We start from the raw sequence: 23537 nt of genomic DNA on the forward strand, positions 1-23537 counted from the left end.
CCCCATTCCCGAATCCCGGCTCTTCAGGCCGCCGCGGCCCGCACCAGTTCCGCATAGGTCTGCGGCAGCTCGCGCATGTGTTCCATCACCGCGGCCACGCCGAGTTGGCGAAGGGTCGCCGCATGCCCGGCAGGAATATGCGCGGCGCCGGTGAAGCCGATCACGGTCATGCCCACAGCCAGCGCGGCACTGGCGCCGGTGGCGCTGTCCTCGATCACCAGGCAGCGCTCCGGCGCCACGTTCAATGTGCGCGCCGCCAGCAGATACACGTCCGGCGCGGGCTTGGGCCGCGCCACCATGTCGGCGCTGAAGATGCGCTCGCCGACGCGCTCGTGCAGGCCGGCACGCGCCACCGAGGCGACCACGCTCTCGCGCATGCTGTTGGAGGCGACGGCCAGCGGCAGCGGCAGCGCCAGCAAGGCCTCGCGCACGCCGTCGATCGGCTGCACTTCGGCCGCGATCAGCGCTTCGGAGCGCGCGCGGATCTCCTGATACAGGCCCGGCGGCAACGTCAGCGCGTACTGCCGTTGCACGCGCTGCACGATCTCCTGCGCGGTGAGGCCGAAGCTGCCGGCGAGAAAGCGTTCCAGTTCGGCCCGCGGCACATAGGCGCCCAGCGCGTCGAGCATCACTCGGTCGGCCAGCACTTCGCTGTCGACGAGCACGCCGTCGCAATCGCTGATCAACAGGTCGAAGGGGGTCGCCGTCATCGCGCGCTCCTTTGGGAAAACGTCATTATGCCGCTGCGCACATGTCCCTCGCCTGTGTGGCATCTGCAGCCGCGGCAGCGCGTGCATGCAGGAGGCGCACGCGGCGCTGCCTGTATGCCCTGCCCGTTCGCCGCCGCACCACATCGCGGCGCATCCCGACTGACGGGCGTTTGTTTCCGGTTAAACCACCATCCAGCTGGTGGGACGCCACCCGAGATCCGCAGACAGCGTCACAAAACTGGCGCAACACCGCCGCGATCGGCTGCTAGCATCGGGAGCGGCGCCAGGATCTGCGCCGTCATCCAGGACCGCGAACAGGAAAGGAGCCTTGCATGCGTACGCCCGTCCCCGCCCTGATCGCACTCGCGACCTCGCTGTTCTTCTCGGTCAGTTGCGCCGCACAGTCCGGCGCCAAGGAGCATTCCGCCATGTCAGCTTCGCTGCAGGATCAGTCGGTCGCCTTTCGCGACCCCGCACTCGCCGACATCGTCGCCGCCATCGCGCGCGGCGATGTCGCCCGCATCGCCGCCCTGGCGCCCAGCACGGATCTGTCCGCGCACGGCGACCAGAACGTCACCCTGCTCGAATGGGCCATCTGGAACGAACAGCCGCGCGCACTGGCGGCGCTGCTCGACGCCGGTGCCGACCCGTCGCTGCCGGGCATGGACCAGGAAACCGTGGTGCACATGGCGGCCATGGCCAAGGACCCGCAGTACCTGCAAGTCCTGCTGCAGCACGGCGCCCCGGTCGACCCGGTGAGCGCGCGCGCGCACTGGACGCCGCTGTTCCGCGCCGTGCAGAGCAAGCGCGACGCGCAGATCGAGATGCTGCTCAAGGCCGGCGCCGATCCGAAGCGGGTCGACGCCACCGGCAACTCGTTGCTGCACCTGGCCGCGCAGAGCAGCGCCGGCAACCCGTGGGTGCCCAAGCTGCTGCAGGCCGGTGTCGATCCGACCCTGCGCAACGCGCAAGGCAAGACCTTCCAGGCCTACTTCTTCAACACGCCCGAGCGCCTGCTCAACGCCAACGCGCAGCAGACCCGCAACGACGTGCGCGCCTGGCTGAACGCCCACGCCATCCCCTTGGAAGCGACCCGCTGATGCGGTCGGTCACCCTCTTCGCACGGAGCCGCGCATGAACCAGAGCGATCTTTCCCCGTCCGATCCGTCCACCTCGTTCTCCGAGGCCGTCCGCGGCCAACAGCCACAGGCCGTGGACCGGCAACTGCCGCCGCTGCTGCAGGACCTCTATCACACCGCGGCCGAGCGCCGTGCCGGCGGCGCCGAGACCTTCGCCGCGCTGCCCGATGGCTGGTCGCGCATGGACGACGCCGCACTGCAGCGCGCCGGCATCGACCCGAGCCTGCAGCACGACGCCAAGAGCGGCTTCGATGCCGCGTTCTACCGCAACCCGCAGGGCAACGTGGTGCTGGGGTTCTGCGGCACCGACGAGCTGAAGGACTGGAAACACAACCTCGGCCAGGGCCTGGGCTTCTCCGACGCGCAATACGCCTCGGCGATCCAGCTCGGCAGCCAGGCCAAGCAGGCCTTCGGCGAGAACCTGCTGATCTCCGGGCACTCGCTGGGCGGCGGCCTGGCCGCGGCGTCCTCGATGGTCAACGACGTGCCGGCGGTGACCTTCAACGCCGCCGGAATCAACAACAAGACCCTGGAACGCGAGGGGCTGGACGCCGAGGCCGCCAAGGCCTACGCCGCCGACGGGCTGATCCGCGGCTACCACGTCAAGAACGAACTGCTGACCTACCTGCAGGAAGACAACCTGCTCACCCGTGGGCTGATGCCCGACGCCGCCGGCCGCCAGATCCAGTTGCCGGAACCGGACCCGCTGTCGTTCGGCCAGCGCCTGATCCCCGGCATGATGCTCAAGCACCGCCTGGACCTGCACGGCATCGACTCGGTGATGAAGGCCGAGGACCTGGCGCAGAACCAGAGCCAGCGTCAGGCGGAATCGGGCACGCTGTCGACCGGCAGCCGCCTGTTCAACGACGCGGTGGTGCAGTTGGACGGGCAGCGCGAGCGGCTCGGCCTGCACGACGACGCGGCCTTCCTCAACACCGCCGCCAGCGTCGCCGCGCGCGCCGGCCAGGACGGCCTGCAGCGCATCGACCAGGTCCTGCCCAGCCGCGACGGCGACCGCCTGTTCGCGGTCCAGGGGCAGCCGGAGAACCCGGCGCACCTGCGCAGCCAGGTGCAGACCGCGGCCGCGGCCCACGAGCCGTCGCAGGCCAACGTCGGCCAGTTGCAGCAGCAGAACCTGCAGGCGCCGCCGCAACAGCAGGAAGAACGGCAGCGCAGCGTGGCGATGCAGTAGTCGCTAGCAGTAGGCCGCATCGCGGCAGGCGTCCACGGAGACGCCTGCCGCGGCGGCCGACTAAGGGCCCCTGCCTGCACGGTGCTGGCCCTGCCCCACTCGCCAGCATGAGCCGGATGACGCATGCGTCGCCGGATGCGGCCCCCCGCTGAAGGGAGCTTCTACTAACTACGGACGCTGCCTGTAGGAGCGGCTTCAGCCGCGACAGGCTTGACCAGGAATGCCTGTCGCGGCTGAAGCCGCTCCTACACGGGCAATGGCGCGTCCCGCTGAGCGAAAGCAAAGCGCGTCATTCGAGGTGCACCGAAGACGCGCCATCCCCGCGAGGCGATTGCGCAAGGTCGGCGGCGTGCGTGTCATGCGCCGCGGCGTGTCCGCCCATCATCGTCCGGACTCTCCTCGTCCAGGCCACGCAGATCGCGCTCGATCTCGGCCAGGCGACGATGCTGCGCAGAGCGCTCGAACCAGGCCGGCCAGCGCAGCGATGCCACCACCAGGGCAACCGAGATCGCCAGCCCTGCCAGCAGATTCGCCAGCACCACCGCCGGACGCAGCACCCACAGATCCACGCCCGCGGTGTGCAGCAGCAAGCCCAGTGCCGGCACCCACATGACGCCGCCGCACGCGAACAGGATGCGATCGCTGCGCAGCCGCGTGCGGCGTAAGCACACGATCGCCTGCTGGCTGTCGGCGATCGGGCCAGCGTAGTCGATCGCGCCGATGCGCCGCAGCTGCACGGCCGCGGTCAACAGCAGCGCCAGGCCGTAGCCGTGCAAGGCGAGGCCGTAGGCGACCAGATGCCAACTCCCCCAATGGTCGGTCCAGGCCGCCCCGCCCCACAGACTGAACAACAGGCCGATCGCCAACTGCAGCCACTGGGCGCCGGCGAGCAACCGCACGCGCCGGCCGATGCCGTGCAGCCCGCGCACGCGCTGCAGCGCATCGCTCCGCGCCGTCTGCCGTTCCAGTTGCCGGCCGTAGTCGATCCAGGCCGTCTTGAGTTCATCGAGTTCCATTGCCGTCTCCTCGGTTGCCGCCGGTGGTGCGGCGCAGTTGATCCTTGATGCGGCCCAGGCGGGTCGCCACGTTGCCTTCGCTCGTGCCCAGCACCTCGGCGCATTCGCGCTGGCTGCATCCGTCCAACTGCAGCAACAGCAGCGCGCGGTTGAGCGGGGACAGCAGGCGGATCGCCTGCTGCAGCAGCGCGACGCGCTGGCGCGCTTCGATATCGACGTCCTGCGCGCCCACCGCGTCCGGCGCGTGCTCGGCAGCCACCTCACGATCGCGATGGCGGCTGCGCCGCTGGTGCGAGATCGCCACGTTCAGCGCGACGCGGTACATCCAGGTGGAAAACGGCCGTGCCGGATCGTAGGACGGCCACGCGCGCCACAGCGCAGCAGCGATCTCCTGGGCCAGATCCTCGCGGTCGTGGTAGCCCAGGCCATAGCTGGCGGCAATCTTGTAGACGATGCCGCGGTGCGCGCGCAGCAGGTCGGTGAAGTCGGAGGCGGCGCGGGGCGACATGACGGTGCCGATGGGAAGGTTGTCCAGGTGATACGCACCAGCGGCCGAAACCTCACACCGGCCGCAGTCGCCGCCGCAGCAAGCCGCGGCTGACCGTCACGCCGCCCCGGCTCAGCCGGCGCCGGCCATCGCGCGCAGCACGATGCCCACCACATAGGCCAGATAGGTACCGGTGGCATAGCCCATCGTGCCCAGCAGCACGCCGACCGGCGCCAGCGCCGGATGGAACGCGGCAGCCACCACCGGCGCCGAGGCCGGGCCGCCGACGTTGCTCTGCGAGCCGATCGCAAAGTAGAAGAACGGCACACGCAGCAGCTTGCCCAGCGCCAGCAGCAGCAGGACGTGCACGATCAGCCAGATCAGGCCCAGCGCGAAGATCCAGGGCCGGTCGAACAGCGCCAACAAGTCCATCTGCATGCCGATGCAGGCGATCAGGAAGTACAGCAGCAGCGTGCCGATGCGCGAGGCGCCGGCGCCCTCGAGGGTGCGCGCGCGGGTGAAGCTGAGCAGCAGGCCGAAGGTGGTCGCCAGCACCACCACCCACACGAACGGGGAGCCGAGGCTGAACTGTTTGGCCCAGCTGACGTTGGCGTCGAACCAGGCCGCCGCCGGCGTGGCGATCGCATGCGCCAGGCCGACCGCGCCGAAAGCCACGCCGACGATCAGCATCAGGTCGGTGAGGCTGGCCACGCGTTCGTGCTGGGCCTGGAAGTGCGCGATGCGTTGCTTGAGGTCGTCGATACCGCGGGTGTCGGCGCCGCTGCGCGCGTCGATGGCCGGCGCACGCTGTGCCAGGAAGATCAGCAACGCCATCCACACGTAGCCGACGCCGACGTCGACCACGGCGAACTGGCCGAAGGTGGTGGCGTCGACCTGGAACACTTCGCGCATCGCCAGCATGTTGGCGCCACCGCCGATCCAGCTGCCGGCCAACGCCGCCATGCCGGCCCAGGTGTCGCCTGCCACGGTGACCGGGTGCAGCCACTTCATGATCTGGAACGCCACCACCGCGCCGAGCATGATGCTGAAGGAGGCGCCCAGGTACATCGCCACCAGCTTCGGCCCCAATCGCAGGATGCCCTTGAGGTCGACGGTGAGGGTGAGCAGCACCAGTGCCGCCGGCAGCAGCACGTCGCGCGCGACCGGGTTGTAGAGCGAATTGTGTTGCCCGTCGATCAACCCGACGGTGTTGTAGATGCCCGGGATCAGGTAGCACAGCAGCAGTGCCGGCACGATGCCGTAGAAGCGCTTCCAGAATCCCGACGGCCGCGCCGCGGTCCAGAACACCGCGCCCAGCGTGGCGGCGATCAGGCCGAAGATGACGATGTCGTTGGTGATCAGGGGCGTCGAGGGCATCGGGCGATGGGGCCGGGATTGGGGATTGGGGATTGGGGATTGGGGATTCGCGATTGGAGGTTGGAGGTTGGAGGTTGGAGGTTGGAGATGAAAACAGGGATCGAAAGAAAGCAGCAGGTTGAGTTCGCAGCATGGGAGCGCCGCAAGCAACCTGCTTTTTGTGGGAGGGGCTTCAGCCCCGACGCTTTACGAATGAAGCGTCGGGGCTGAAGCCCCTCCCACAACGGCTAACGGATCGCTGGGAGCGCAGGGAAAAATCCCGAATCCCGAATCCCGAATCCCCAATCCCCAATCCCCAATCCCCAATCCCGGGACCTGGGCCATGACCCAGAACGGGGCCCGGTAAACCCGAGCCCCAGGTCCCCTCACTGCCCGATATGCTGCTTCAGCCAGCCGTTGACCGTGTCGTGCCACAACAGGCTGTTCTGCGGCTTCAGCACCCAGTGGTTCTCGTCCGGGAAGTACAGGAACTTGGACTCGATGCCCTTGCGCTGCAGCGCGCCGAACGCGGCCAGGCCCTGCTCCATCGGGATGCGGAAATCCTGCTGGCCATGGATCACCAGCATCGGCACCTTCCACTTGTCCACGTGCAGGATCGGGTTGAACTTCTCGTAGCCGGCCGGGTTCTGCCACGGCGTGCCGCCGTTCTCCCACTCGCTGAACCACAGTTCCTCGGTGGCGTAACCCATCATGCGGTTGTCGAACACGCCGTCGTGGTCGACCAGGCACTTCCATGGCTTGTTCCAGTTGCCGGCCATCCAGTAGACCATGTAGCCGCCGTAGCTGGCGCCCAGCGCGCAGGCCTTGTCGCCGTTGAGGAAGCCGTACTGCTTCTGCGCCGCGTCCCAGCCCTTCTGCAGGTCTTCCAGCGGGCGGTCGCCCCAGTGCTGGCTGATCGCATCGGTGAAGGCCTGGCCGTAGCCGGTGGAACCGTGGAAGTCGATCATCACCACCGCGTAGCCCTGCCCCGCGTAGGTCTGCGGGTTCCAGCGATAGCTCCAGCCGTTGCCGAAACTGCCTTGCGGGCCGCCGTGGATCAGGAACGCGACTGGATAGGTCTTGCCTTCCTGGTAGTTGTACGGCTTGACCACGTAGCCGTGCACGGTGTCGTTGTTCCAGCCCTTGAACGAGAACTGCTCGTAGTCGCCGAACTTCACGTCCGGCAGCATCTCGCCGGCGCTGGAGGTGATGGCGCGCGGCTGCTGGCCGTTGGCGTCGGCGACCATGATCTGGTCGCCGCTCTTGAGGCTGTTGCGGGTGAAGGCCAGCGTATTGCCGGCCAGCACCGGCGCGCCGACGCTGCCGTCGGCGGCCACGGTGCGCACCTTGCCGCTGGCCACGTCGACCGCGAACAGCGGGTGCTGGCCCATGTCGTCGGCGGTGGTGTACACGGTGGTGCCGTCGGCCGACAGCACGATGTCGCCGGCGGAACCGTCCCACTGCGGGGCGATCTCGCGGGTCTTGCCGCTGGCCACGTCCATCGCCATCAGGCCGAAGCGGTCGGCTTCGAAACCGGGACGCTTCATGGCGCGGTAGTACAGGGTCTTGCCGTCGGCGGAGAACACCGGGCCGGCGTCCCAGGCCGGATTGGCCGCGGTCAGGTTGACCGGCGCAGCCTTGCCGGCGGCATCCAGCCGGTACAGGTCGAAGTTGGTCGACCACGGCTCTTCGCGACCGGCCACGCGCACGCTGGCGACCAGCGACTGCCCGTCCGGCGCCCAGGTGTAGTCCTCGCTGCCGCCGAACGGCTTGGACGGGATGTCGCCGGCCAGGGTCACGCTGACCGCCGAAGCACCGGCCACCGGCTTGGCCTTGGCGCCGGCCGGCAACGGCGCGACGAACAGGCTGTTGCGGCGGCCGTCGTTCCAGGTGTCCCAGTGGCGCACGAACAACTGGTCGAACACCACGCCGGTGGCCTTGGACTGCTTCTTGGCATCCAGGCGCTTCTGCGTGCAGGCCAGGTCCGAGCCGCAGTCCTGGAACACGCCGGCGCTGAAGGCCACGCGGTCGCCCTGCGGGGCGATGTGGTAGCTGTCCACGTCCAGCGCGAAGTCGGTGAGCTGGCGCGGCGCGCCGCCGGCCAGCGGCAGCGCGTACAGCTGCTGGCGGCCGGACTTGGCGCTGAGGAAGTACACGGTCTTGCCGTCGGCCGACAGCTCCGGCGAATTGACGTTCCAGCCTTCCGGGGTCAGCCGCTTCGGCGGCGCCGCATCGCGGGTGCGCAGGTCGCGCAGCCACAGGCTGGTGTTGGACTTCTCCAGCGCCTTGTCCATCTGCCGCTTGGCGAAGATCACCGTACCGCCATCGGGCGTCAGCAACGGCGAGGACACCCGGTCCAGCGCGACCATGTCGCGGACATCGAAACCGCGGGTGGCGGCCAGCGCGGGCAGCGCGGTCAGCAGGGCCAGGGGCAGCAAGGCGTAGCGCAGGGTCATCGGGCGTCTCCGGAACACGGCAAAACGTCGATGGTAGGGGCCGCGGCGGGCATGGCGCAAAGGACTGAAGTCATGGAAGAGCTGGGATTGGGGAGTCGGGAGTGGGGATTGGCAAGTGCGGCACTGGCTCGGTTTGAAATACGAAGACCAGTGCGAGCCTTCGGATCGCAGGCGGACAGCGGTGGGCGCGCGGCTGGATCGAGAGGGGGCCTCGGGAACGGCAAGCGCGATGCGCTGGCTCGGCGAGGCGTGCGAAGGTCGATGCCGGGCTGGCCTGGTGGGTGAGGCGGACAGCGACAGGCGCGCGCGGCTGAGGCGCGATTCGGTCTTTGCAATGCACGCGGCGCCGCGCCGCCGGCGAGAAACAGATGGGATCGGCACGTGCGGCACGCACGCTGGCTCGGCCGCAAAGGCGAAGCCCGGCACGGGGCCGGGCTTCGGATGTTGCGTTGCGGGAGGCCGTTGCGCCGGTTATGCGCGCGGCGCAGCCGCGGCCTCGCCCTTGCGGCCGGTGCGGTACAGCAGCCAGCCGACGAAGGCCAGCAGCGCCAGGCCGTACCACTGGTTGAGGTGGAACGCTTCCGGCAGCGCCAGCACGTCGGCGCGGCCCGAGGCCACGATCGGCACCGCGATGGCGATGCCCATCAGCGCCTCGCCGGTGATCAGGCCCGCGGCGAACAGCGTGCCCGGACGGTGCACGCGGTCGCGCCCCTCTTCGTCGTCGGCACGGATCTTGTGGAAGCGCTCGACCAGATGGGTCAGCAGGCCGCCGAGGAAGATCGGCACCATCAGTTCCAGCGGCAGGTAGATGCCGATCGCCGCAGCCAGCACCGGCACGCGGAAGCGCTTGCCGGTCTTCTTCAGCCACTCGTCCAGGGCGATGATCGCCGCGCCGACGCCGGCGCCGATGCCGATCATGGTCCACGGCAGCTCGCCGCCGAACAGGCCCTTGGCCACCGACGCCATCAGCGTGGCCTGCGGCGCCGCCAGCGCATTGGGATGCTGCGGCGTGGCCGCGCCGATGCCGTAGGCCTGGGCCAGCAGGTTCAGCACCGGCGCCATGATCAGCGCACAGGAGAACGCGCCGATCGCCAGCATCAACTGCTGCTTCCACGGCGTGGCGCCGACCAGGTAGCCAGCCTTCAGATCCTGCAGATTGTCGCCGCCCACTGCGGCGGCGCAGCACACCACCGCGCCGATCATGATCGCGGCGACCGCGCCGATCGGCGAATCGCGCCCGAGCAGCAGCACCAGCACCGCCGAGGCGAACAGGATGGTGGAGATGGTGATGCCGGAGACCGGGTTGTTCGACGAGCCGATCAGCCCGGCCAGGTAGCCGGACACCGAGACGAACAGGAAGCCGGCGACGATCATGATGATGGTCATCGGCACGCTGACGTGCCACTGGCCGACGATGGCCTGGTACAGGCCCAGCAGCGGCAGCGTGCACAACAGCAGCGCCACCAGCATCCACTTCATCGGCAGGTCGCGATCGGTCTCGGCCACCGCGGCGCCACCGGTGCTCTTGCGCGCCGCAGCGAAGCCGCTCTTGACGCCCGACAGCAGCGACTTGCGCAGCGAGAACAGCGTCCACACGCCGCCGATCAGCATCGCGCCCACGCCCAGGTAGCGCACCTTGGCCGCCCAGATCCCGAACGCGGCCTCGGCCGCCGGCGCATTGGCCAGGCTCTGCGCCAGCGCCGGATCGGAGTTCATGAAGAACTGCTGGTACAGCGGGATGGCCAGATGCCAGGACAGGATCGAACCGGACAGCACCACGATGCCGACGTTGAGCCCGACGATGTAGCCCACGCCCAGCAGCGCCGGCGACAGGTTGGTGCCGACGTAGCCGACCATCTTGCTGCTGCCGATGTACGCGGCCTGCGCCCAGGTATCCGGGATCACCTTCAGGCCGCTGGCCGCACCGAGCTTGACCAGCCCGCCGATGGCCGCCGACAGGCCCAGGATCTTCAGCCCCGGCCCGGGGTTCTCGCCGGCCTTGAGCACTTCCGCGGCGGCCTTGCCTTCCGGGAACGGCAGCGGATCCTCGACGATCATCGAACGCCGCAGCGGCACCGAGAACAGCACCCCGAGCAGTCCGCCCATGCCGGCGATGCCCAGCACCCACCAGTACTTGAAGTCCGGCCAGTAGCCCATGATCACCAGCGCCGGGATAGTGAAGATCACCCCGGCCGCGATCGAGGAACCGGCCGAGGCGCCGGTCTGCACGATGTTGTTCTCGAGGATGGAGCCGCCGCCGAGCAGGCGCAGCACCCCCATCGACACCACTGCCGCCGGAATCGCGGTGGCGATGGTCAGGCCAGCGAACAGACCGAGATAGGCATTGGCGGCGGACAGCACCACGGCCAGCACGATCGCCAGCACCACGGCACGGAACGTGAGCTGGCGCGGCGCGGCAGCGTTGTTCATGGTTACCCCTGAAACGACAAAAACGCTTTGCACGCTAGCGTCTGGGGCGGGGCAAGTCCAGCCTCGCGGTGCCCAGCTTGTGGCACATGCCTGGGAGGCTGGAATTGGGGATTGGGGATTCGTAGAAGCAGCAGTACTCAGCGGCACATGGTTGCCCCTCTCCCACCGGGAGAGGGGTTGGGGTGAGGGTACGGCGACACGCAGCGCATCCAATCCTTGCCTGCCCTGCCCGACCATCATCCGCCCCTGCGGGGCACCTTCTCCCGACGGGAGAAGGAACCGCAGCAGCCCCTCTCCCACCGGGAGAGGGGTTGGGGTGAGGGTACGGCGACACGCAGCGCATCCAATCCTTGACTGCCCTGCCCAACCTCATCCGCCCCTGCGGGGCACCTTCTCCCGGCGGGAGAAGGAACCGCAGCAGCCCCTCTCCCACCGGGAGAAGGGTTGGGGTGAGGGTACGGCGACACGCAGCGCATGCAATCCTTGCCTGCCCTGCCAAACCCTCATCCGCCCCTGCGGGGCACCTTCTCCCGGCGGGAGAAGGAACCGCAGCAGCCCCTCTCCCACCGGGAGAGGGGTTGGGGTGAGGGTACGGCGACCCAGGGTCCGGCAGCACGCAGGACATCCACCATTGCGTGCCTGCCCGACCCTCATCCGCCCCTGCGGGGCACCTTCTCCCGGCGGGAGAAGGAACCGCAGCAGCCCCTCTCCCACCGGGAGAGGGGGTTGGGGTGAGGGTCCGACCTCGTGCGACACCTCACGTGCCGCGGACCGCCATTCGAGCGAACGCCGGCCCCCCTATACTCCGCCGCCTGCCTCCTGCGCCGAGAGTCGCCGTGTCCGTGTCCTCCCTGCCGTTGCGCGACGCGCGCGACGATTTCCTCGGCCATCCCAAGGGCGTCTACGTCTGCTTCTTCACCGAGATGTGGGAGCGCTTCTCCTTCTACGGCATGAAGGCGCTGCTGTTGCTGTACCTGACCAAGTACCACCTGTTCGGCGACGACGCGGGACTCGACCTGCTCGGCGCCTACGGCGGCCTGGTGTACTGCGTGCCGGTGCTCGGCGGCCTGCTCGCCGATCGCTGGCTGGGCATGCGCAAGGCGGTGGTGTTCGGCGGCCTGCTGCTGGTGCTCGGCCACATCGGCATGGCCTTCGAGGGTCACGCCGCCACCCGAATCAACGGCGAGGTGGTGCGCGACACCGCATCCCTGGGCGTGACCTACCTGTCGCTAGCGCTGATCATCATGGGCGTGGGCTTCCTCAAGCCCAACATCTCCACCATCGTCGGCAAGCTGTATCCGGCCGACGACCCGCGCCGCGACGCCGGCTTCTCGCTGTTCTACGCCGGCATCAACCTCGGCGCCCTGTTCGCCTCCCTGGTCTGCGGCTTCCTCGGCGAAGCCTACGGCTGGCGCTACGGCTTCGGGGCGGCCGGCATCGGCATGCTCCTCGGCCTGGGCATGTTCCTGTGGGGCCAGAAGTACCTGCACGGCCACGCCGAACCGGCGCAACCGGCGCTGCTGCGCGAGCGCGTGCTCGGCGTCCCGCGCGAATGGGCGATCTACCTGTGCGCCGTGCTGGGCGTGCTGCCGGTGGCCGCCTTGATGTGGGCCGCGGCCAACGGCGCCTTCAGCCTGGGCGGGGAAATCTCCCTGGCCCTGTTGCTGATGCTGCTGGTGCTCGGCGCGGTGCTGCTGTGGTTCGCCTGGTTCACCGGCACCCAATGCACCCCGGTGCAGCGCCAGCAGATGATCGCGCTGATGGTGCTGATCGCGATGGCGCTGGTGTACTTCACCCTTTACGAGCAGACCTACGGCTCGTGGGTCACTTTCACCGACCGGCTGATGACCAAGGACATCGTGCCATCGCTGGTGATCCGCGGCGGCACGCCCCTGCCCTGGTCGATCGCCTCGCTGCTGCTGGCGCCGCTGGGCTTCGTGCTGGCGGCCTCGCTGTCCGACCGCCGCCCCAGCTCGTCCGCGCCGCGGCGGCTGTTCGTCGCGGTCAGCGCGCTGATGCTGCTGTTCCTGATCCGCGACTGCCTGGTGCTGCCGCAGACCGCCGGCTCGCTGACCTACCTGGGCGCGCTGTTCCTGGTGCTGCTGGCGCCGCTGTTCGCCGCGCTGTGGGCGTGGCTGGCGCGGCGCGGACGCGAGCCGTCCAAGCCCGCCAAGTCGGCAATGGGATTGTTGCTGGCCGGCCTGTCCTTCGTGCCGCTGGCGCTGGCCGCGCAACAGGTCGGCGCGACCGGACAGATGGCGAGCGTGTGGTGGCTGGTGCTCGCCTATTTCGTGCTGGAGGCCGGCGAAATGTGCCTGTCGCCGGTCGGCCTGTCGGCGGTGACCCAGCTCGCAGTGCCGCGCGTGGTCAGCCTGATGATGGGCACCTGGTTCCTGGCAACCGCCTTCTCCGAAGCGCTGGCAGCGCTGTTCGGCAAGCTCGCCGCGATCGAGGTGCCGGACGGCCAGACCCTCAACGTCGCCGACGCCGCGGCCAAGTACGCGCATCTGTTCTGGCTGCTGCTGTGGATCGGCGTGGGCTGCGCGGTGCTCGCCTTCCTGGCCGCGCCGCTGCTGCGGCGGATGATGCACGGAGTGCGCTGAGCGGCTGCGTCGCCTGAGCGGCGACACAGCCGGCTCAGATCTCGACGCGCGCGCATCTGACGTGGTCAGTGCCGACCACGACGATAAGACCGCGAGTCGCACTGAACCCAAAATCCAACCGGGCCCGCTCACTGCCAGGCCCCAACCGTTCGCACAAATAAGTCTGGCCGGTACCGCGTTACTGGCGTCGCCTTTTCACATCGATCAGCGGCACATGATACAAACAGACATAAATTGCCACATCGCGAGACAGTAACGGGTCTTGGCTGCCCATTAACGATACATGGGCGATACATTAAGAACATAAAGGCAGTTTTCTTTATTAAAACACCTGATTTAACAAGTTTCATGTGAAACCATGAAATTCGGCAAACTTGTTTTGCCGTAGGCGCAGTGATAGGTTCTGTTCGTCGCCGCATGACGACGACATCTAAAAAAAGGAGTTTTGTGATGAAAATCCAAGATGGCAAGCTTGAGAAACAAGAGTCCCTCTCCAATCCTTTCGCTGTCCAGCTCGACGAACCCATGCAAAATATCGCAGCGCCCGGCGTCTGCGAGATGAAGCCCTATCTCGGCGACGATTCTCGCTGGTACTCCACGCAGCCGGGCGGCTAAAACGACGGCGATTCGATCGATACGTCGCGATGAAGAACGCCGCCATCAGGCGGCGTTCTTTTGTTCGAAAACGCGGTCACCACACGACACCGCTCTCAGGCAGCCGATCTCCATGATCAAGGCCACCATTGCCTTTTCCGACCTCGAGCAATCGCCGCTGTGGCAGAACGACACCCTGTGCCTCGGGAAAAGCCAGATCGTCCCCTACCGTCACTCCGCTGTGGAAACCGTTGTGGTCCGCACGCAGGGACAGTGGTTCGCCACGGTGCGCGAACGTTGCACGGAGATCGAATGGACAAAAGACGATACAGGCATGCTGGTCGATGCCGATCGATTCAACCAGCTCTACAAAGAGGCTTTGCTATGGCCGCTCGATTATCTCATGATCGAAGTGGCCCAGGCCGGATGCCGATTGAAGCTGCGCGCGGGCCTGCTCGGATCGGCGCCAGTCTACTGCCGGGTCTCCGATGACGCAGTAGAAATCTCCTACGATCTGGCCGACTTTTTTTCCCGGTCCACCACCATTGATCTGGAGATGGCCAGCCGGCGCCTCGCACTCGGCGCGGATTATTCCGCCAGGCAATTGTTTTCGGGCGTTCTGATGCTGACGGAACGCGCCACGCTTTATGCGGAGCCGGGCAAGGTCCGTTACGTCTACCCCTCGCCTGCAGAAACCGTAGCGCCTTCCGATGACGCATTGAGCGACTACGGCATGGAGCGATTCGGCCAACTATTGCATCGCGCGGTTTCGATTCGACCCGCGTCGAAACAGGTGGCCGTCGAGTTGAGCGGGGGCATGGACTCGGCGACCGTTGCATGCGCGCTGACGCGATCGCAGCACAACATCCTTAGCCTGGGAATCTTGCTCGATGAGGGATCCAGTCAGAACCAGGTCGAACGTCGCCGCCTGCTTGTCGAAAAGCTGGGTCTTCGCGACACGGCGGTCAATATCGACGCGTTCCCGCCGACGCTCGATCTGCAACCGAGTGCGAGCCGACCGGACTATCCCCTTGCCGAGTTCTACCTCGAAGCGTTCGAAAGCGTGTGGGACAGTGCTCAAGCGCAGGGGAGCGATCGGCTTTTCACCGGCATTGGCGGAGACCAGTTGTTCCCGACGTATCGGAATGAGGAACACTCCACCGGCAGCCGCAATGGCATTGTGGCCGCAGAAGCCAAGCGGCGCGCGGACCTATTGTTGACGCCCCGAGCGCTCAATGCATCGCGTTCGCTCAATGGATTCGATGCGCCCGCCGGGCCTTTATCGGCCTCCGTGTTGGCCTCGAGCATGTGCCAGGCTCCGCATCTGCTGCGGCGAGGCCTTTGGCCGGTCAATCCGCTAAGCGATCCACATCTGGTTGCTTTTTGTCGGCGCCTGCCGCTCGAGAGCCGGAAAGATCGAGAAACGATGTGGCGATATTTGCAGGCCAACGTAGGCGACATATTTCCACGGGATTATTGCAAGGAAACGTTCGCCCATGTCCTGCCTGAGCTGATCGCACATCACGCCAAGACGATCGCCATGCAGCTGAGCGAATGCGCCCTTGCCGACTTGGGCCTGGTCAACCGCGACGCCGTACTGCAACTTCTGGACGAGTTGGTGGCGACGCGCGCACGTCCGCTGACGGCGCCGTTGATCTCGTTCCTTTGGCTGGAGCGCTTCGTCCGGCAGTTTGCCTGACAATCCCATGCGGCAGGCGAGGACGTCGCTTTCTCAGCCTACGATCGAGGCGCCGGACGGCCAGAGCGGCAAGATCGACCAGCCATGGAAGCAGGTGACCAATTCGGCAAGACCCCGAAGTGCCAGTTGGCCACGCTGAACTATGGAGCCCAACCGTCATCAGTGCGGTCCGGAAGCACCGGACCGCACTGATGCCGCGCAGCTGTGGCGCCTGGCGCCTCACACGTATCGCCGGGCGAAAACCACTTACGGCTTCGTCGCTGCCGGCGCCGCCTGCGCGCCGCCCAGCGACTTGCTCAGAAACGCCAGCAGCCGGGTGTAGAACTCGCGACGGTGTTCCTCGGTATAGAAGCCATGGCCTTCGGTCGGGACATACAGCGTTTCCACCGGCACCCCGGCCTTCTTCAGCGCGGCTTCCATCTTCTTGGAATGCAGGATCGGGGCGCGCTCGTCCTCGCCGCCAGCGGCCAGGAATACCGGCACCTTGATCCTGTCGGCCAGGTTGACCGGCGAGACCGCAGCCAGTTCGCTGCTCGGCCCCAACCACTCCCGCAAATAGGTCTGGCCCGCGTCGCGTTGCTGGATATCGCCCTTCGCGTACATCAGCGGCAGGTCGTAGACACCGACATAGCCGGCCGCACAGCGGTACAGCGACGGCTCCTTGGCGACCCCCATCAACGACGCGTAGGCACCATAGCTGGCGCCGAACATGCAGATGCGCTGCGGATCAGCGATGCCCTGGGCGATCGCCCAGCGTGTGGCATCGGTGACGTCGTCCTGCATCTTGCCACCCCACTGGCCGGCGCCCGCCTGCTTGAACGAGCGGCCGTAGTTGCCGGAACCGCGATAATTGACCTGCAACACCGCATAGCCGGCACTGGCCAGGATCTGGGCATCCTCGTCGAACAGGCCGTTGTCGAAGATCCCGAAGGGGCCGCCATGCGGCATCACCACCATCGGCACCTTGCCCGTGGCGGCCGACGTGGGCAGCGTCACGAAGCCGTGCAAGGTCAGGCCATCGCGTGCCTGCAGCGCGATCGGCCGCACCTCGCCCAGCTTGGGCGGCTGCAAGGCAGCGCGACGCGCAAAGACGAACTCTGCCTTCTTGGCCACCGTATCGAACAGATAGAACTCGCCCGGATTGCGCCCGGACTGCACCTGCACCAGGTTGAGCCGGCCATCGCGGGTGCTCGAGGTGACGTAGACCGCCTGCCCCGGGAAGGCCGCTTCCAGCGAGCGCTGGGTCTTGGCTTCCGGCGAGTTCGCGTCGAAGAACAGGCTGCGCGGCTTGTCGCCCAGCACCTCGACCCCGACCGGGACACGGGTGCCGTGGCGGTACATGATCCGGTAGGGATCGGCCAGCGCATCGTGCGCCACGACCTTGCGCTCTCCGCTGTCCGCATTCCATGACTCGATCGCGTCGCTGCCCTTGGCCTGCTGAACCTGCAGATAGGCGATCCGCCCATCCTCGGAGAATCCGAGCGGCGTCTCTACGTGCTGACTGACGTTCTCGTCGTTGATCAACTTCCAGTCGCCGCCCTGCGGATCGCGGTAGAACAGCTTCCTGGCATTGTCGGCGTCGGCGCCCGAGGCGAAGCGCACCTTGCCTTGCTCGTCGCTGTAGAACTCGGCACCGCGCACCTTCGGCGAACCGGCCAGCGTGCGGCGGCGACCCGTGTACACATCCATGATCTCGGCGCGGCTGTAAGGGTCCTTGCTGACGCTGAACGGGCGGACCTGGATGATGACATTGCGGTCATCGCCAGGCAGCGGACCGACCATGTCGGCGATGACGTCCTCGACCTTCTTGGTCTGGATCAAGGTGCCGGGACCGTTGCCGGTCACCCGCTGACCCACCAGCAATTCGGCGGCACTGCCATCGGCATTGATCGCAAACAGCTCTCCCGTCCCCCTCGGCGCGTCCAGCGACCCTATCTTTTCGGCCATGCTGAACACCACGCGGGTGTCGTTGACCCACTCGAATTCGTTGACGTGGCTGTTCTTGTCCATCGAAAAACTGCCGACGATCTTGCTGTCGGAGCGGCGCATCACCGCCAGCGCAGTGCGGTCGGCCAGCGGCACGGTCGCGGCGTAATACTCACCGGTGGGCGACAGCTTCAACTCGCCAACCTGTTCCTTCTTGAGATAAGGCGCCAGATCCACCTGCGCCCATGCATTCCCCGCTCCCAGCAGACACAACAACGCGACTGCGCGCAGTCCCCTCTTCATTCCCTGTCCCCCTGTTCCTGTTGGCGTGACGTTCGCGTGAAGTTTAATCCAGGCGCTTGTCCGATGGCGTGCCGGAACCTGGGCGCCGACCTCCATCGACGTCACGGCTAGCAACCAAAAAGGGCGTGCAGCCCGGAGGCCGCACGCCCTCATCTGCCACGGAACTGGCAGCGCGCACCGATCAAGCGCATCGCCCCATATCCCCGCCGTCATTTACCCCCTCGGCGCACCGGTCGACCCGCGCACCATCAAGCTGAAATCCAGCGTCTGCTGCAACGGCACGTCCACCTTTTCGATGATGGCGAGCAGCAGGTTGACCGCGCGGACGCCGATTTCGCGCATGGGCTGCCGGATGGTCGTCAATGGCGGCGTGAGGTAACTGGACGAGGCCAGGTCGTCGAAGCCGACGATGGACAGGTCGTCCGGCACGCGGATACCCAGGTCGCGGCAGGCCGCCAGGGCACCCAGTGCCATCTGATCGCTGAAGCAGAAGATCGCGGTCGGCGCGGCTGTACGGCCCAATAGCGCCATCGCCGCCGCATGGCCGGATTCGACGGAGAAGTCGCCCGGCACGACGGTCAGGTTGCGCAGGCGGCCGCATGTCTTGGCGGAAGCGCGGACCCCTTCCAGTCGTTGCTGATGCAGGGGATTGTCGGGCGGGCCGCCCACCACGGCGATCCGCGCGTGCCCCAGTCCATACAGGTGTTCCATCACGGCGCGTGCGGCAGCCGCGTTGTCGATGTGGACGCTGGGAATCCCCAGCGCCGGGTCGAACTCGCAGCCGTTGACCACCGGCGCGGCGGCGCCCTGCTGCTTGACGATCTCACGCGCCGTCGGCGGCAGGCGATGTCCCAGCACGATCAGGCCGTCCGCCTCGTTGCGTGGGAGCATCTGCGCATAGCGCTCCTCGCGGTCGGGCTGGTGCTGGGTATCGCCCAGCAGGACGGCGTAGCCGACCGCCTGCGCGGCGTCCTCCGCGCCCTGCAGGATCTGGGCGAAGAAGGGATTGGCGATGTCCGGGACGGTGACCAGCAGCTTGCCGCTGCGCTGGGTCTTCAGCGTCCGGGCCACCGTGTTGGGGACATAGCCCAGCGCGGCGGCGGCCTGCTCGATGCGCGCGCGCGTGGCGGGCAAGACCTTTTCCGGCCGGGAGAGCGCCCGCGACACCGTGCCCGCGGTGACGCCGACGTGCTTTGCGATGTCGTAGATGGTGGTCGCCATGAACTGAGCTCTTGTTGCTGCTGTGCAGTGCACAACGGGTCTTGCGGGAGGCCCATGCTAGGATGATTCAATCGATTGCATGAGGGCGAATCACGTTGAAGACGCTCAAGGGTCCAGCGCTGTTCCTGGCACAGTTCATCGCCGACACACCTCCCTTCAATCGCTTGGACACGCTGGCCGAATGGGCCGCGGGCCTGGGCTATTCTGGCCTACAAGTCCCCACCAGCGCGCCCCACCTGTTCGATCTGGCCCAGGCCGCGCACAGCCAGGCGTACTGCGACGACCTCGCCGGCATGCTGGCCGGGCACGGCCTGCAGATCACCGAGCTGTCCACCCACCTGCAGGGACAGCTGGTCGCCGTCCACCCCGCCTACGACAGCCTGTTCGACGGCTTCGCACCGCCGGACAAGCGCGGCAACCCCGCCGCCCGCCAGGCCTGGGCGGTGGAGCAGCTGCGGCTGGCCGCCAAGGCCAGCCAGCGCCTGGGGCTGACCGCGCATGCCACGTTCTCCGGCGCGCTGGCCTGGCCTTACTTCTATCCCTGGCCGCAACGCCCGCCCGGGCTGGTGGAAGAAGCCTTCGCCGAACTCGGTCGGCGCTGGCGCCCCCTCCTGGATGCCTTCGACGCCTGCGGCGTGGACCTGTGCTTCGAGATCCACCCGGGCGAGGACCTGCACGACGGCGCGACCTTCGAGTGCTTCCTCGACATGGTCGATCACCACCCCCGCGCCAAGATCCTGTACGACCCCAGCCACCTGCTGCTGCAGCAGATGGACTATCTGGGGTTCATCGATCGCTACCACGCGCGCATCGGCATCTTCCACGTCAAGGACGCGGAGTACCGCGCCAGCGCGCGCAGCGGCGTCTATGGCGGCTACCAGGACTGGATCGATCGTCCGGGGCGGTTCCGTTCGCTCGGCGATGGCCAGATCGATTTCAAGGCGATCTTCTCCAAGTTCGCGCAATACGACTTCCCGGGCTGGGCCGTGCTGGAGTGGGAGTGCTGCCTGAAGCACCCGGAAGATGGGGCACGCGAGGGTGCCGCGTTCATTCGCGACCACATCATCCGCGTGACCGAACGCGCCTTCGACGACTTCGCCGGCAGCGGCGCCGATCCGGACTCGCTGCGGCGCATGCTGGGAACCTGAGCCATTGCCGCCCTGGGAGGGGACGCCATGACGCACACCATGTCGCGCTTGGGCGCGATGATGTTTCTGCAGTTCTTCATCTGGGGGGCATGGTTCGTGACCCTGGGCACGTACCTGGTGCAAGGCCCCCTGCAGGCCAGCGCGAGCCAGGTGGCGACGGCGTTCCTCAGCCAGTCCATCGGCGCCATCGTCGCCCCGTTCCTGGTCGGCCTGATCGCCGATCGCTACTTCGCGGCGCAGCGCATCCTCGCACTGCTGCACCTCGCCGGTGCGGTGCTCATGTGGCTGGCGTCCACGGCGACGACCTTCAGCGTGTTCTTCGCCTGCGTCATGGGCTACATGCTGCTGTTCATGCCGACGCTGGCACTGGCCAACAGCGTGGCGATGCGGCACATGCAATCGCCTGAAAAGCAGTTTCCGCCAGTACGCGTGGCCGGGAGCGTCGGCTGGATCGTGGCCGGCGTGCTGATCGGCTGGCTGGGCTGGGAACAGGCGCATCGGCTCGAGCTGACGTTCCGGATGGCGGCGATGGCGTCGCTGGCCTTGGGCCTGTATGCCTTCACCCTGCCGCACACTCCGCCACTGGCGCAACAGCGCGATGCCGGGCTGGGGCAGATCCTGGGGCTGGACGCGCTGCGGCTGCTGAAGTCGCGTTCCTATCTGGTGTTCTTCCTGGCGTCCATCGCCATCTGCATTCCGCTGGCGTTCTACTACAACTTCACCAACCCCTACCTCAACGATCTGGGCGTGCGCGGTGCGGCCGGCCTGCAATCGCTGGGCCAGGTGTCCGAAGTGCTGCTGATGCTGGCCATGCCGTTCCTGTTCGTGCGGCTGGGCGTCAAGACGATGCTGGCGGTGGGCATGGCGGCGTGGGTGGTGCGCTACGCGATGTTCGCCTTCGGCGATGCGGGCGGCGGCTTTTCCCTGCTGGTGATCGGCATCGTGCTGCACGGCATCTGCTACGACTTCTTCTTCGTCACCGGCCAGATCTACACCGATGCGCATGCCGGCTCCGCCGCGCGCAGCAGTGCGCAGGGCTTCATCACCCTGGCCACATACGGGGTGGGCATGCTGATCGGTACGTTCCTGTCCGGCGCGGTGGTGGAGCACTACACCACCGCGGCAGGCCCGGACTGGCAGCGGATCTGGCTGTTCCCGGCCGGTGTCGCGCTGCTCGTGCTGATCGCCTTCCTGCTGCTGTTCCGCGACCGGCCCGCCGTCGCGGCCGCACCTTCCGCGCCTTGAGGAACCCCCCGATGCCCAAGCTTGGAATCGCCATCGTCGGCACCGGCATGATCGGCGCCGTGCACCGTCGCGCGGCCCTGCTCGCCGGGGCCGCGGTCCGCGGCGTCGCCGCCTCCTCCCCGCAGCGCGCGCGCGACGTGGCGCAGTCGTGGGACGTCCCGCGCGCCTATCGCGATCTCGAGGAGGTGGTCGCCGATCCGCAGGTGCAGGTCGTGCACGTCTGCACGCCCAACCACCTGCACCGTGCCATGGCGCAGGCGGCGCTGGACGCCGGCAAGCACGTGATCTGCGAGAAGCCGCTGGCCACGACGCTGGACGACGCCGGGGCGTTGGCGGCCTTGGCCCGCTCGACCGGACTGGTCGCCACGGTGCCCTTCGTCTACCGCTACCACCCGGTGATCCGCGAGGCGCGCGCCCGCATCGCCCAGGGCGAACTGGGGCCGCTGCGCCTGATCCACGGCAGCTACCTGCAGGACTGGCTGTTGGACCCGGCCAGCAACAACTGGCGCGTGGACCCGACGCTGGGCGGCGCGTCACGGGCGTTCGCCGACATCGGCTCGCACTGGTGCGACCTGGTGGAATGGGTCAGCGGCGAGCGCTTCGCCGAGGTCAGCGCAGCGTTCGCGACCGTGATCGCCGAGCGCGGCACCACCACCGGGCAGAGCTTCACCACGCCGGCGGCGGGCGGCGCGATGCAGGCGGTCTCCAGCGAAGACGTGGCCATGGCGATGCTCAGAACCGGCGCGGGCACGCTGGCCTCGTTGACGGTCAGCCAGGTCTCGGCGGGGCGGCGCAATCGCCTCTGGTTCGAGATCGATGGCGCCCAAGCCAGCGTAGCGTTCGACCAGGAGGACGCCGAACGCCTGTGGATCGGCCGGCCCGATCAGCGCGAGGAAATCTTCGTGCGCGGTCCGGGCGCCGGCAGCGCCGAACAACGCCGGCTGGCGACGCTGCCGGCCGGGCACGCGCAGGGCTACGGCGATTGCTTCGAGGCGTTCGTCGCCGACACCTACCGCGCCATCGACGGCGAGCGGCCGGAAGGCCTGCCCACCTTCGACGACGGGCTGCGTTCGGCGCTGATCGTCGATCGCGTCATCACATCGGCCAGGACACGCGGCTGGACATCCATCGATTGATTCCCGGGAGGACTTCCTGATGAACACACCGACACGCAGAACCGCAACCCTCGCACTGCTGCTCCTGGCTGCCCTGCCCGCCTTCGCACGCGACGCCGCCGGCCCGCAGCCACCCATCGCGGTGCAGATGTACACGCTGCGCAACGCCGGCTCGCTCGACCAACAGTTGAAGATCGTCCACGACGCGGGCGTGGGCGCGGTGGAAACGGTCGGTACGCAGAACGTCAGCGCGGTGGAACTCAAGCAGTTACTGGACAAGTATGCGATCAAGGCGATCTCCTCGCACGTGCAACTGGCCGATCTGCGCAAGGACCTGGACGGCGCGGTGGCCTTCAACCGGTCGATCGGCAACACGACGCTGGTGGTGCCTTACCTGGACCAGAAGGATCGGCCCACCGATGCCGCAGGCTGGACGGCATTGGGCAAGGAACTGGGCCAGATCGCGAAAAAGGCGCGCGCCAAGGGCATGCGCCTGGCCTATCACAACCACGACTTCGAACTGGTCGACTTCGATGGCAAGACCGGCCTGGAGCTGCTGTTCGCCGCGGCCGGCCCCGATCTGCAGACCGAGCTGGACCTGGCCTGGGTCGCGCGCGCGGGCTACGACCCGGCGACGATGCTGGGCAAGTTCAAGGGCCGCATGTTCGCGGTCCACGCCAAGGACAATGCACCGAAAGGCCAGGCCGAAGACGAAGGGGGCTTCGCCGCCGTCGGCCAGGGCGTGCTGGACTGGAGCGCGATCCTGCCTGCCGCGGCGGCGAGCGGCGTGCAGTGGTACATCATCGAGCACGACCAACCGCGCGATCCGGCCACCGTCGTCAAGACCGGGGCGGCGTACCTGCGCGAACACCTGCCCGCCGCCACGCCGCGTTAGTC

17 protein-coding genes are annotated in these 23537 nt (G+C 67.5%); 9 read left to right on the forward strand and 8 right to left on the reverse strand.

Annotated features, from left to right (window positions below; all coding sequences use genetic code 11):
* Positions 1-23: 23 nt before the first annotated feature.
* A complete protein-coding gene (locus GGR66_RS14245; protein WP_184448679.1) occupies positions 24-710 on the reverse strand; it encodes an HAD family hydrolase in 687 nt (228 codons plus the stop codon).
* A 332-nt stretch (positions 711-1042) separates the two neighbouring features.
* Between GGR66_RS14245 and GGR66_RS14250 the strand changes: the two genes are divergently transcribed.
* Positions 1043-1810, forward strand: coding sequence for an ankyrin repeat domain-containing protein (locus GGR66_RS14250; RefSeq protein WP_184448680.1), 768 nt, complete (start codon positions 1043-1045; stop codon positions 1808-1810).
* Positions 1811-1844: 34 nt separating this feature from the next.
* The gene (locus tag GGR66_RS14255) at positions 1845-3041 is read left to right on the forward strand and encodes an XVIPCD domain-containing protein (RefSeq protein WP_184448681.1); all 1197 of its coding nucleotides are present in this window, start codon (positions 1845-1847) and stop codon (positions 3039-3041) included.
* A gap of 356 nt (positions 3042-3397) precedes the next feature.
* On the opposite strand, the gene GGR66_RS14260 is transcribed toward GGR66_RS14255, so the two are convergent.
* The 5 genes from GGR66_RS14260 to GGR66_RS14280 all read right to left on the reverse strand — a co-directional run bounded on the left by GGR66_RS14260 (position 3398) and on the right by GGR66_RS14280 (position 10786).
* On the reverse strand, positions 3398-4057 hold the full coding sequence (locus GGR66_RS14260) for a hypothetical protein (RefSeq protein WP_184448682.1): 660 nt from the start codon (positions 4055-4057) through the stop codon (positions 3398-3400).
* A complete protein-coding gene (locus GGR66_RS14265; RefSeq protein WP_184448683.1) occupies positions 4044-4565 on the reverse strand; it encodes a sigma-70 family RNA polymerase sigma factor in 522 nt (173 codons plus the stop codon). Before GGR66_RS14265 ends, GGR66_RS14260 begins: the two co-directional genes overlap by 14 nt.
* A gap of 111 nt (positions 4566-4676) precedes the next feature.
* Entirely contained in the window at positions 4677-5921 is a 1245-nt protein-coding gene (locus GGR66_RS14270) for a DUF819 family protein (RefSeq protein WP_160970154.1), read from the reverse strand.
* A 365-nt stretch (positions 5922-6286) separates the two neighbouring features.
* Entirely contained in the window at positions 6287-8356 is a 2070-nt protein-coding gene (locus tag GGR66_RS14275; protein ID WP_184448684.1) for a S9 family peptidase, read from the reverse strand.
* Positions 8357-8827: 471 nt separating this feature from the next.
* Complete coding sequence (locus GGR66_RS14280) at positions 8828-10786, reverse strand: oligopeptide transporter, OPT family (RefSeq protein ID WP_184448685.1); 1959 nt, start codon at positions 10784-10786, stop codon at positions 8828-8830.
* A gap of 842 nt (positions 10787-11628) precedes the next feature.
* On the opposite strand from GGR66_RS14280, the gene GGR66_RS14285 reads away from it, so the two are divergent.
* From GGR66_RS14285 to GGR66_RS14295, 3 genes are all read left to right on the forward strand, one after another.
* Entirely contained in the window at positions 11629-13389 is a 1761-nt protein-coding gene (locus tag GGR66_RS14285) for an oligopeptide:H+ symporter (protein ID WP_184448757.1), read from the forward strand.
* A 450-nt stretch (positions 13390-13839) separates the two neighbouring features.
* Positions 13840-14004, forward strand: coding sequence for a hypothetical protein (locus GGR66_RS14290; protein ID WP_160970075.1), 165 nt, complete (start codon positions 13840-13842; stop codon positions 14002-14004).
* Between the two features lie 112 nt (positions 14005-14116).
* Positions 14117-15682, forward strand: coding sequence for an asparagine synthase-related protein (locus GGR66_RS14295; protein WP_184448686.1), 1566 nt, complete (start codon positions 14117-14119; stop codon positions 15680-15682).
* Positions 15683-15928: 246 nt separating this feature from the next.
* Here GGR66_RS14295 and GGR66_RS14300 read toward each other — a convergent pair whose 3' ends face one another.
* Positions 15929-17911, reverse strand: a complete 1983-nt coding sequence (locus tag GGR66_RS14300) for a S9 family peptidase (RefSeq protein ID WP_184448687.1) — start codon at positions 17909-17911, stop codon at positions 15929-15931.
* Between the two features lie 213 nt (positions 17912-18124).
* Entirely contained in the window at positions 18125-19132 is a 1008-nt protein-coding gene (locus GGR66_RS14305; protein WP_184448688.1) for a LacI family DNA-binding transcriptional regulator, read from the reverse strand.
* Positions 19133-19227: 95 nt separating this feature from the next.
* On the opposite strand from GGR66_RS14305, the gene GGR66_RS14310 reads away from it, so the two are divergent.
* The 4 genes from GGR66_RS14310 to GGR66_RS14325 are packed head-to-tail and all read left to right on the forward strand — an operon-like array spanning position 19228 to position 23535.
* Positions 19228-20280: a sugar phosphate isomerase/epimerase family protein gene (locus tag GGR66_RS14310; RefSeq protein WP_184448689.1), complete on the forward strand. Its 1053-nt coding sequence runs from the start codon at positions 19228-19230 to the stop codon at positions 20278-20280.
* Between the two features lie 27 nt (positions 20281-20307).
* A complete protein-coding gene (locus tag GGR66_RS14315) occupies positions 20308-21525 on the forward strand; it encodes a nucleoside permease (protein ID WP_184448690.1) in 1218 nt (405 codons plus the stop codon).
* 11 nt (positions 21526-21536) lie between these two features.
* The gene (locus tag GGR66_RS14320; protein WP_184448691.1) at positions 21537-22661 is read left to right on the forward strand and encodes a Gfo/Idh/MocA family oxidoreductase; all 1125 of its coding nucleotides are present in this window, start codon (positions 21537-21539) and stop codon (positions 22659-22661) included.
* A gap of 19 nt (positions 22662-22680) precedes the next feature.
* The gene (locus tag GGR66_RS14325; protein WP_184448692.1) at positions 22681-23535 is read left to right on the forward strand and encodes a sugar phosphate isomerase/epimerase; all 855 of its coding nucleotides are present in this window, start codon (positions 22681-22683) and stop codon (positions 23533-23535) included.
* The last annotated feature ends 2 nt before the right edge of the window (positions 23536-23537 follow it).

The sequence above is a fragment of the Xanthomonas sp. 3498 genome (assembly GCF_014199795.1).
GTDB lineage: Bacteria > Pseudomonadota > Gammaproteobacteria > Xanthomonadales > Xanthomonadaceae > Xanthomonas_A > Xanthomonas_A rydalmerensis.

Bases quoted from the DNA above. Each gene is read 5' to 3' on its own strand.
- GGR66_RS14245 (WP_184448679.1), bottom strand. From the start codon at position 710: ATGACGGCGACCCCCTTCGACCTGTTGATCAGCGATTGCGACGGCGTG.
- GGR66_RS14250 (WP_184448680.1), top strand. From the start codon at position 1,043: ATGCGTACGCCCGTCCCCGCCCTGATCGCACTCGCGACCTCGCTGTTC.
- GGR66_RS14255 (WP_184448681.1), top strand. From the start codon at position 1,845: ATGAACCAGAGCGATCTTTCCCCGTCCGATCCGTCCACCTCGTTCTCC.
- GGR66_RS14260 (WP_184448682.1), bottom strand. From the start codon at position 4,057: ATGGAACTCGATGAACTCAAGACGGCCTGGATCGACTACGGCCGGCAA.
- GGR66_RS14265 (WP_184448683.1), bottom strand. From the start codon at position 4,565: ATGTCGCCCCGCGCCGCCTCCGACTTCACCGACCTGCTGCGCGCGCAC.
- GGR66_RS14270 (WP_160970154.1), bottom strand. From the start codon at position 5,921: ATGCCCTCGACGCCCCTGATCACCAACGACATCGTCATCTTCGGCCTG.
- GGR66_RS14275 (WP_184448684.1), bottom strand. From the start codon at position 8,356: ATGACCCTGCGCTACGCCTTGCTGCCCCTGGCCCTGCTGACCGCGCTG.
- GGR66_RS14280 (WP_184448685.1), bottom strand. From the start codon at position 10,786: ATGAACAACGCTGCCGCGCCGCGCCAGCTCACGTTCCGTGCCGTGGTG.
- GGR66_RS14290 (WP_160970075.1), top strand. From the start codon at position 13,840: ATGAAAATCCAAGATGGCAAGCTTGAGAAACAAGAGTCCCTCTCCAAT.
- GGR66_RS14295 (WP_184448686.1), top strand. From the start codon at position 14,117: ATGATCAAGGCCACCATTGCCTTTTCCGACCTCGAGCAATCGCCGCTG.
- GGR66_RS14300 (WP_184448687.1), bottom strand. From the start codon at position 17,911: ATGAAGAGGGGACTGCGCGCAGTCGCGTTGTTGTGTCTGCTGGGAGCG.
- GGR66_RS14305 (WP_184448688.1), bottom strand. From the start codon at position 19,132: ATGGCGACCACCATCTACGACATCGCAAAGCACGTCGGCGTCACCGCG.
- GGR66_RS14315 (WP_184448690.1), top strand. From the start codon at position 20,308: ATGACGCACACCATGTCGCGCTTGGGCGCGATGATGTTTCTGCAGTTC.
- GGR66_RS14320 (WP_184448691.1), top strand. From the start codon at position 21,537: ATGCCCAAGCTTGGAATCGCCATCGTCGGCACCGGCATGATCGGCGCC.
- GGR66_RS14325 (WP_184448692.1), top strand. From the start codon at position 22,681: ATGAACACACCGACACGCAGAACCGCAACCCTCGCACTGCTGCTCCTG.